6 protein-coding genes are annotated in these 5,437 nt (G+C 66.5%); 1 reads left to right on the top strand and 5 read right to left on the bottom strand.

The genetic code is table 11. The annotated features are described in order from the left end of the window. The 5 genes from JCM9942_RS10410 to hflK form a co-directional block, all read right to left on the bottom strand. Positions 1 to 716 (bottom strand): hypothetical protein (locus JCM9942_RS10410; RefSeq protein ID WP_054659502.1); only part of this gene is annotated, 716 nt, incomplete at its 3' end. A 151-nt stretch (positions 717 to 867) separates the two neighbouring features. After that, positions 868 to 2,160: an adenylosuccinate synthase gene (locus JCM9942_RS10405; protein ID WP_054659500.1), complete on the bottom strand. Its 1,293-nt coding sequence runs from the start codon at positions 2,158 to 2,160 to the stop codon at positions 868 to 870. Between the two features lie 245 nt (positions 2,161 to 2,405). Continuing rightward, the gene (locus JCM9942_RS10400; protein ID WP_054659498.1) at positions 2,406 to 2,591 is read right to left on the bottom strand and encodes a DUF2065 domain-containing protein; all 186 of its coding nucleotides are present in this window, start codon (positions 2,589 to 2,591) and stop codon (positions 2,406 to 2,408) included. 79 nt (positions 2,592 to 2,670) lie between these two features. Further along, positions 2,671 to 3,534 carry a protease modulator HflC gene (hflC, locus tag JCM9942_RS10395; RefSeq protein ID WP_054659496.1) on the bottom strand — a complete coding sequence of 288 codons (864 nt, stop codon included), beginning with the start codon at positions 3,532 to 3,534 and terminating at the stop codon, positions 2,671 to 2,673. Next, the gene (hflK, locus tag JCM9942_RS10390; RefSeq protein ID WP_054659494.1) at positions 3,531 to 4,634 is read right to left on the bottom strand and encodes an FtsH protease activity modulator HflK; all 1,104 of its coding nucleotides are present in this window, start codon (positions 4,632 to 4,634) and stop codon (positions 3,531 to 3,533) included. Before hflK ends, hflC begins: the two co-directional genes overlap by 4 nt. 141 nt (positions 4,635 to 4,775) lie before the next feature. Between hflK and JCM9942_RS10385 the strand changes: the two genes are divergently transcribed. Continuing rightward, positions 4,776 to 5,437 (top strand): alcohol dehydrogenase catalytic domain-containing protein (locus tag JCM9942_RS10385; protein WP_054659504.1); only part of this gene is annotated, 662 nt, incomplete at its 3' end.

Below are 5,437 nucleotides of genomic sequence, written 5' to 3'. Positions count from 1 at the left end.
ACCGAGGTGATGGGCACGGCCTCGGCCCGGCGTTGCGCCGGCCACCACAGGTAGACAAAGGCGCTGCTGGTGCCCAGCAGTCGCGCCTCGCCGGCCTGCGGCGCCGCCTCACCGATCAGATGCACGCGCAGCGGGGCGCCGCGCTTGCCTTCCCGCAGCAGTTCCCCTTTGCCCTGCATATAGATAGCGCTGCCCAGCAGCATCGATGACACCACCACCAGACTGACCCCCGTCACCGGATGGATGCCCACTCCATCCCAGCTCATCAGGCGCGAGCGTGCGAACACCATCCGCGCCCACCAGTGCCGGACACGCAGGGCTTCGATGTAGTGCGGATGACGCCGGCGCACGGTATCCGGCCAAGTCACCAGCACCGCCAGCAAGACGCCACAGACAAACAGCAGGATGTAGGCCGGATCCCGCAATCCCGCCACCAGGAAATCGCTGGCCTGCAGGTAATCGAGGATGGCGATGCCGAATCCCTGGTAGAACCACCAGCTCGACCACAGCCCGAGAAAAGCCACCAGCAGGTAGGCCGTGGAGAACATCAGGGTCGGCTCGTGGCAGATCCGCCGCCACAGGCTCAATACCCAGGAGCGCTCACCGGCGGCGACATCCGGTATCGGCGACCAGTTGGACGGACGTTCGGGCAGCACACCCGTCTCCGGCGATGTGGCGGTGATGATGCTGGCGGCAGCGGTGTCTGTGGTGTCCATGGGCTCCCGGCCGATCCAGCATCGCCGAAAACGGGGGTTGCCGGAAGCGATACCAGCCACCTAACCAATCCGTCAGATCCGTGGACGATGTACGGCTGCAACAAAAAGGCCCCGCAATGCGGGGCCTTTTCTCACTCATCGCGGACGCTGCTCAGCCCCACGGATCCTGCAGGATCATGGTGTGGTCGCGGTCCGGACCGGTGGACACGATCGAGATCGGGCAACCAGCCAGTTCTTCCAGCGCGCGCAGGTAGGCACGGGCGGCCGGCGGCAGCTTGTCCCACTCGGTGATGCCGTGGGTGTTCTCGCTCCAGCCCGGGAACTCCAGGTACACCGGCGTGCACTCTTCCCAGCCCTGCGCGTCCAGCGGAGCATATTCGGTGCGCTTGCCGCGGTATTCGTAGGCGATGCAGACCTTGAGCTTCTCCATGCCGTCGAGCACGTCCAGCTTGGTGATACACAGGCCGGAGATACCGTTGATAGCCACGGCGCGCTTGAGCGCGACGATGTCCATCCAGCCGCAACGGCGCGGACGGCCGGTGGAGGCGCCGTACTCGGCACCGCGGTCACGGATGCCCTGGCCGATCTCATCGTCCAGCTCGGTCGGGAACGGACCGCCGCCGACGCGGGTGGCGTAAGCCTTGGCGATGCCCAGCACGTAGTCGATCGCATCGGCGCCGACACCGGCACCGGCCAGCGCGCCACCGACGGTGGTGTTGGAGCTGGTGACGTACGGGTAGGTGCCGTGGTCGATGTCCAGCAGTGCGCCCTGCGCGCCTTCGAACAGCACGCGCTTGCCCTGCTTGCGCAGGTCATGGCAGATGCCGGCGACGTCGGACTTCATCGGCTCGACGTATTCGCCGAACGCCAGGGCTTCCTGGTAGACGGTGTCGAAATCGACCGCTTCCACACCCAGAAACTGGGTCAGCACGAAGTTGTGGTAATCCAGCGCGGCCTTGAGCTTTTCGGCCAGCTGTTCCGGATAGTGCAGGTCGGCGATGCGGATGCCGCGGCGTGCCACCTTGTCTTCATAGGCCGGGCCAATGCCACGACCGGTGGTGCCGATCGCCTTGCCGCCGGCGGCCTTCTCGCGGGCCTGATCCAGCGCGATGTGGTACGGCATGATCAGCGGCGCGGCCGGGGAGATCTTCAGGCGCGAGCGCACTTCAACGCCGGCCGCTTCCAGCTCCTCGATCTCTTTCTTCAGCGCCGCCGGGGAAATCACCACGCCATTGCCGATCAGGCACAGCGCGTCATCGCGCAGGATGCCGGACGGAATCAGGTGCAGGACGGTCTTCTTGCCGTTGATGACCAGGGTATGGCCGGCATTGTGGCCGCCCTGGAAACGCACGACCGCACCGATTTCCTCGGTCAGCAGATCGACGATCTTGCCCTTGCCTTCATCGCCCCACTGGGCGCCGAGAACAACAACTGATTGACCCATGACGGGTGACTCCTGAGTTTGCTGCGGCCATCGGGGCCGCGGACGGGGTCGTGTGGTCCAAGCCTGTTCGCCACGGGGAGGCTCCATCGGGGAGCATCCGGCAAACACCAAGGCCATACACGGAAAAAGCCGCGTCTGGCATTCCATCAACTGGAGGGCCCGACCGGCTTTTGTGGATTATCCGGGTTTTGCCGCGCAGCTACCACCCCTGCACATTCAGGATGACGGCACCGGCCGGTGGGGGTTCAGTGTCGCAGCCACCACAGCATCACCAACCCCGCCGCCAGCGCGATTGCGCCCATCCGCCGCAGCGCCGGCAGCGGGGCGTCCAGCAACTGTTCGGCCATGCGCTTCCACGCGGCCGGGGCGGCAAACAGGAACAGCCCCTCGATCACCGCCACCAGACACAACGCGGCCAACAGGTCTTTCATCGCTCTCTATCCTCCGCCCGTAAAGAAACGGGGACCGGGCAGTGCCCGATCCCCGTCAGGGTGACGCGTGGGAACCGCCTCAGCGATCGTTCTTCATGTACTGCAGGAACGGGTCGTTCTTGTCGAGCACGATCACGCCGTTGCCGTCGGTCATCGAGGCGCGGTAGGCCTCCAGGCTGCGGTAGAACGCGTAGAACGACGGGTCGGCCGAACCGGCCTTGCCGTAGATCGCTGCGGCCTGGGCATCGCCCTCACCGCGCAGCTGCTGCGCATCGCGCTCGGCTTCGGCCACGATCACCGTGCTTTCGCGATCAGCCTGGGCGCGGATGGTCAGCGACTGCTCCTCGCCTTCGGCGCGCAGCTTGGCGGCCTCCTGCTTGCGCTGCGCCCGCATGCGCTCGTACACGTCGGTGATCACCTGGCTGTCGGTGGGCAGGTCGATCTGCTTGATGCGCAGGTCGATGATCTGCATGCCCAGCGGCTTGACCGCCTCGTTGATGCTCTTGAGCTGGCCGGCGATCAGCTCACTGCGGTCACCGGACACCAGCTGCTGCAGCGTGCGCGAGTTGATCTGGTTGCGCAGCGAGTCGGTGATGATCGGCGCCAGACGGGCGTTGGCCACCTTGGCGTCACCGCCGGTGGCGCGGTAGTAGGAGCGCACATCGGAGATGTAACCGATGGCGAAGAAGTCGACGCTGACGTCCTTCTGCTCGGCGGTGAAATAACGCGCCGGCGCGGTGTCCAGCACCTGGAAGCGGCGATCGAACACCCGCACCGTTTCCACCAGCGGCACCTTGAAATGCAGGCCCGGCTTGATGTCCGAGCGCACCACCTTGCCCAGGTTCAGCACCATCGCGGTCTGGTCTTCCCGCACCACGTAGACCGAGCCGAGCAGACCCAGCAGCACAACGACCAGCAGGCCGATTCCAAACGAACTTTTCATCGACCGGCCTCCTCACGATTTGCCGAGCGCGAGACCGAACGGTCCGCATTGCGAATGCTCTCGGTGGCCGACGGCAACGCCGGCACCACCATGTCCGGGGTCAGCTGCGGCGCATTGCCCGACGCCTTGGCGGCGTCGGCCGGCATCGGCACGTAGATCAGCTGGCGGCCGTCGCCACCGATGACCTTGCGGTTTTCCGACAGCACCTGCTGCACGGTTTCCAGCCACAGGCGCTTGCGGGTGACTTCCGGCGCGTTCTTGTACTCGGCCTGCAGCAGGCTGAAGCGGCGCGCGTCACCTTCGGCGCGGGCGACCATCGCCTGCTTGTAACCTTCGGCCGTGGTACGGGCCCGCGAGGCCTGGCCACGCGCTTCCGGCACGACCTTGGCGGCGTAGGCCTGGGCTTCGTTGATCAGGCGTTCCTTGACCTGCTGGGCACCGTTGACCTCGTCGAATGCCGGCTTCACTTCTTCCGGCGGACGCGCGTCGGGCAGGGTCAGGCCGGTGACGCTCAGGCCGGTGTTGTAGGCCTTGAGCGCGGCCTGCAGCCGCTGCTCGGCAACCACCGCCAGCGGGCCGCGGTTGTTGAGGACGGTGTTCAGATCGGCACGGCCGACCTGCTCACGCACCGCGCTCTGCGCCGACTGCTCCAGCACCTGGTCGCCATCGACCGTACCGAACAGATACTGGCGCGGATCGTCGACCCGGTACTGGACGTTGACCGCGACATTGACGATGTTCTCGTCACGGGTCAGCACCGGCACGTTGCTGCTGAAAGTCTTGATCTGGGTGGCGTTGACCTTGGCCACCGATTCGATCGGCCACGGCAGTTTGAAATTCGGGCCGGGCTGCAGGATCCGCGAGAACTGGCCAAAGCGCAGCACCACGCCACGCTGCTGTTCGCCGATCAGCTGGAAGCTGGAGAACAGCACCAGCAACACCACGGCCACCAGCACCCAGCGCCAGATACCGCCATCGAACAGGTCGCGCAGTGGTCCGGGCAGGCTTCCGCCGCCCCAACCTCCCCCATTGCCGCCGCGTGGCTTGCGGTTGCCCTGAGGGCCATCGCCGCTGTTGCCGCCGGGTGTATTCCAGGCCATGCATGCTCCATCTGTCAGGGCCGGCGGCGGACTACCCGCGATTACCGGCCATCAATCGAATCCCGATTCTACAAGATGGGGCAGACCCGCCGTTTCGCAACCGCTATCTTGGACATCCCCCGTTCCGGTCCAGATACCGCCATGTCCCTGTCCGCCCCCTTTTCCGCCTTCCGCATCCACAACGACGAGGCCGGCTACCGCGCCGGACTGGAGCCACTGACGCTGGACCAGCTCAGCCCCGGCGAGGTGGTGATCCGCGCCCGCTGGTCCTCGGTGAACTACAAGGATGCGCTGGCCGGCACCGGCAAGGGCAAGATCCTGCGGCGCTTCCCGCTGGTGGGCGGGATCGACGTGGCCGGCGAAGTGGTGGCCTCCACCGACCCGGCCTTCCGCGAGGGCGACCTGGTGCTCACCACCGGCTGCGGCCTGAGCGAAACCCGGGACGGCGGCTACAGCCAGTACGTGCGGCTGGAATCCAAGTGGGTCATCGCGCTGCCGGCCGGGCTGTCCCTGCGCGAATCGATGATTCTCGGTACCGCCGGTTTCACCGCGGCCCTGGCGCTGCTGCGGATGAAGGAAAACCGCCAGTCGCCCGCCCAGGGTCCGCTGGCGGTCACCGGCGCCACCGGCGGTGTCGGCTCGCTGGCGGTGGACATCTTCAGCCGCGCCGGGTTCGAGGTGCACGCCATCAGCGGCAAAGCCGAGGCGGCGGACTATCTGACCGGCCTGGGTGCCAGCCAGGTGCTGGGCCGCGAGGCGCTGGCCACCACCCGGCCGATGGAATCGGCCCGCTTCGGCGGCGG

Origin of the sequence: Stenotrophomonas pictorum JCM 9942 (assembly GCF_001310775.1) — a bacterium.
Lineage (GTDB): Bacteria > Pseudomonadota > Gammaproteobacteria > Xanthomonadales > Xanthomonadaceae > Stenotrophomonas > Stenotrophomonas pictorum.
Note: the sequence above shows the minus strand (reverse complement) of the source record. Positions and strands in the feature narration are given on the sequence as shown.

What these genes read in the sequence shown, in the direction of transcription:
- JCM9942_RS10405 (WP_054659500.1), bottom strand. Translation starts at nt 2,160, where the DNA reads ATGGGTCAATCAGTTGTTGTTCTCGGCGCCCAGTGGGGCGATGAAGGC.
- JCM9942_RS10400 (WP_054659498.1), bottom strand. Translation starts at nt 2,591, where the DNA reads ATGAAAGACCTGTTGGCCGCGTTGTGTCTGGTGGCGGTGATCGAGGGG.
- hflC (WP_054659496.1), bottom strand. Translation starts at nt 3,534, where the DNA reads ATGAAAAGTTCGTTTGGAATCGGCCTGCTGGTCGTTGTGCTGCTGGGT.
- hflK (WP_054659494.1), bottom strand. Translation starts at nt 4,634, where the DNA reads ATGGCCTGGAATACACCCGGCGGCAACAGCGGCGATGGCCCTCAGGGC.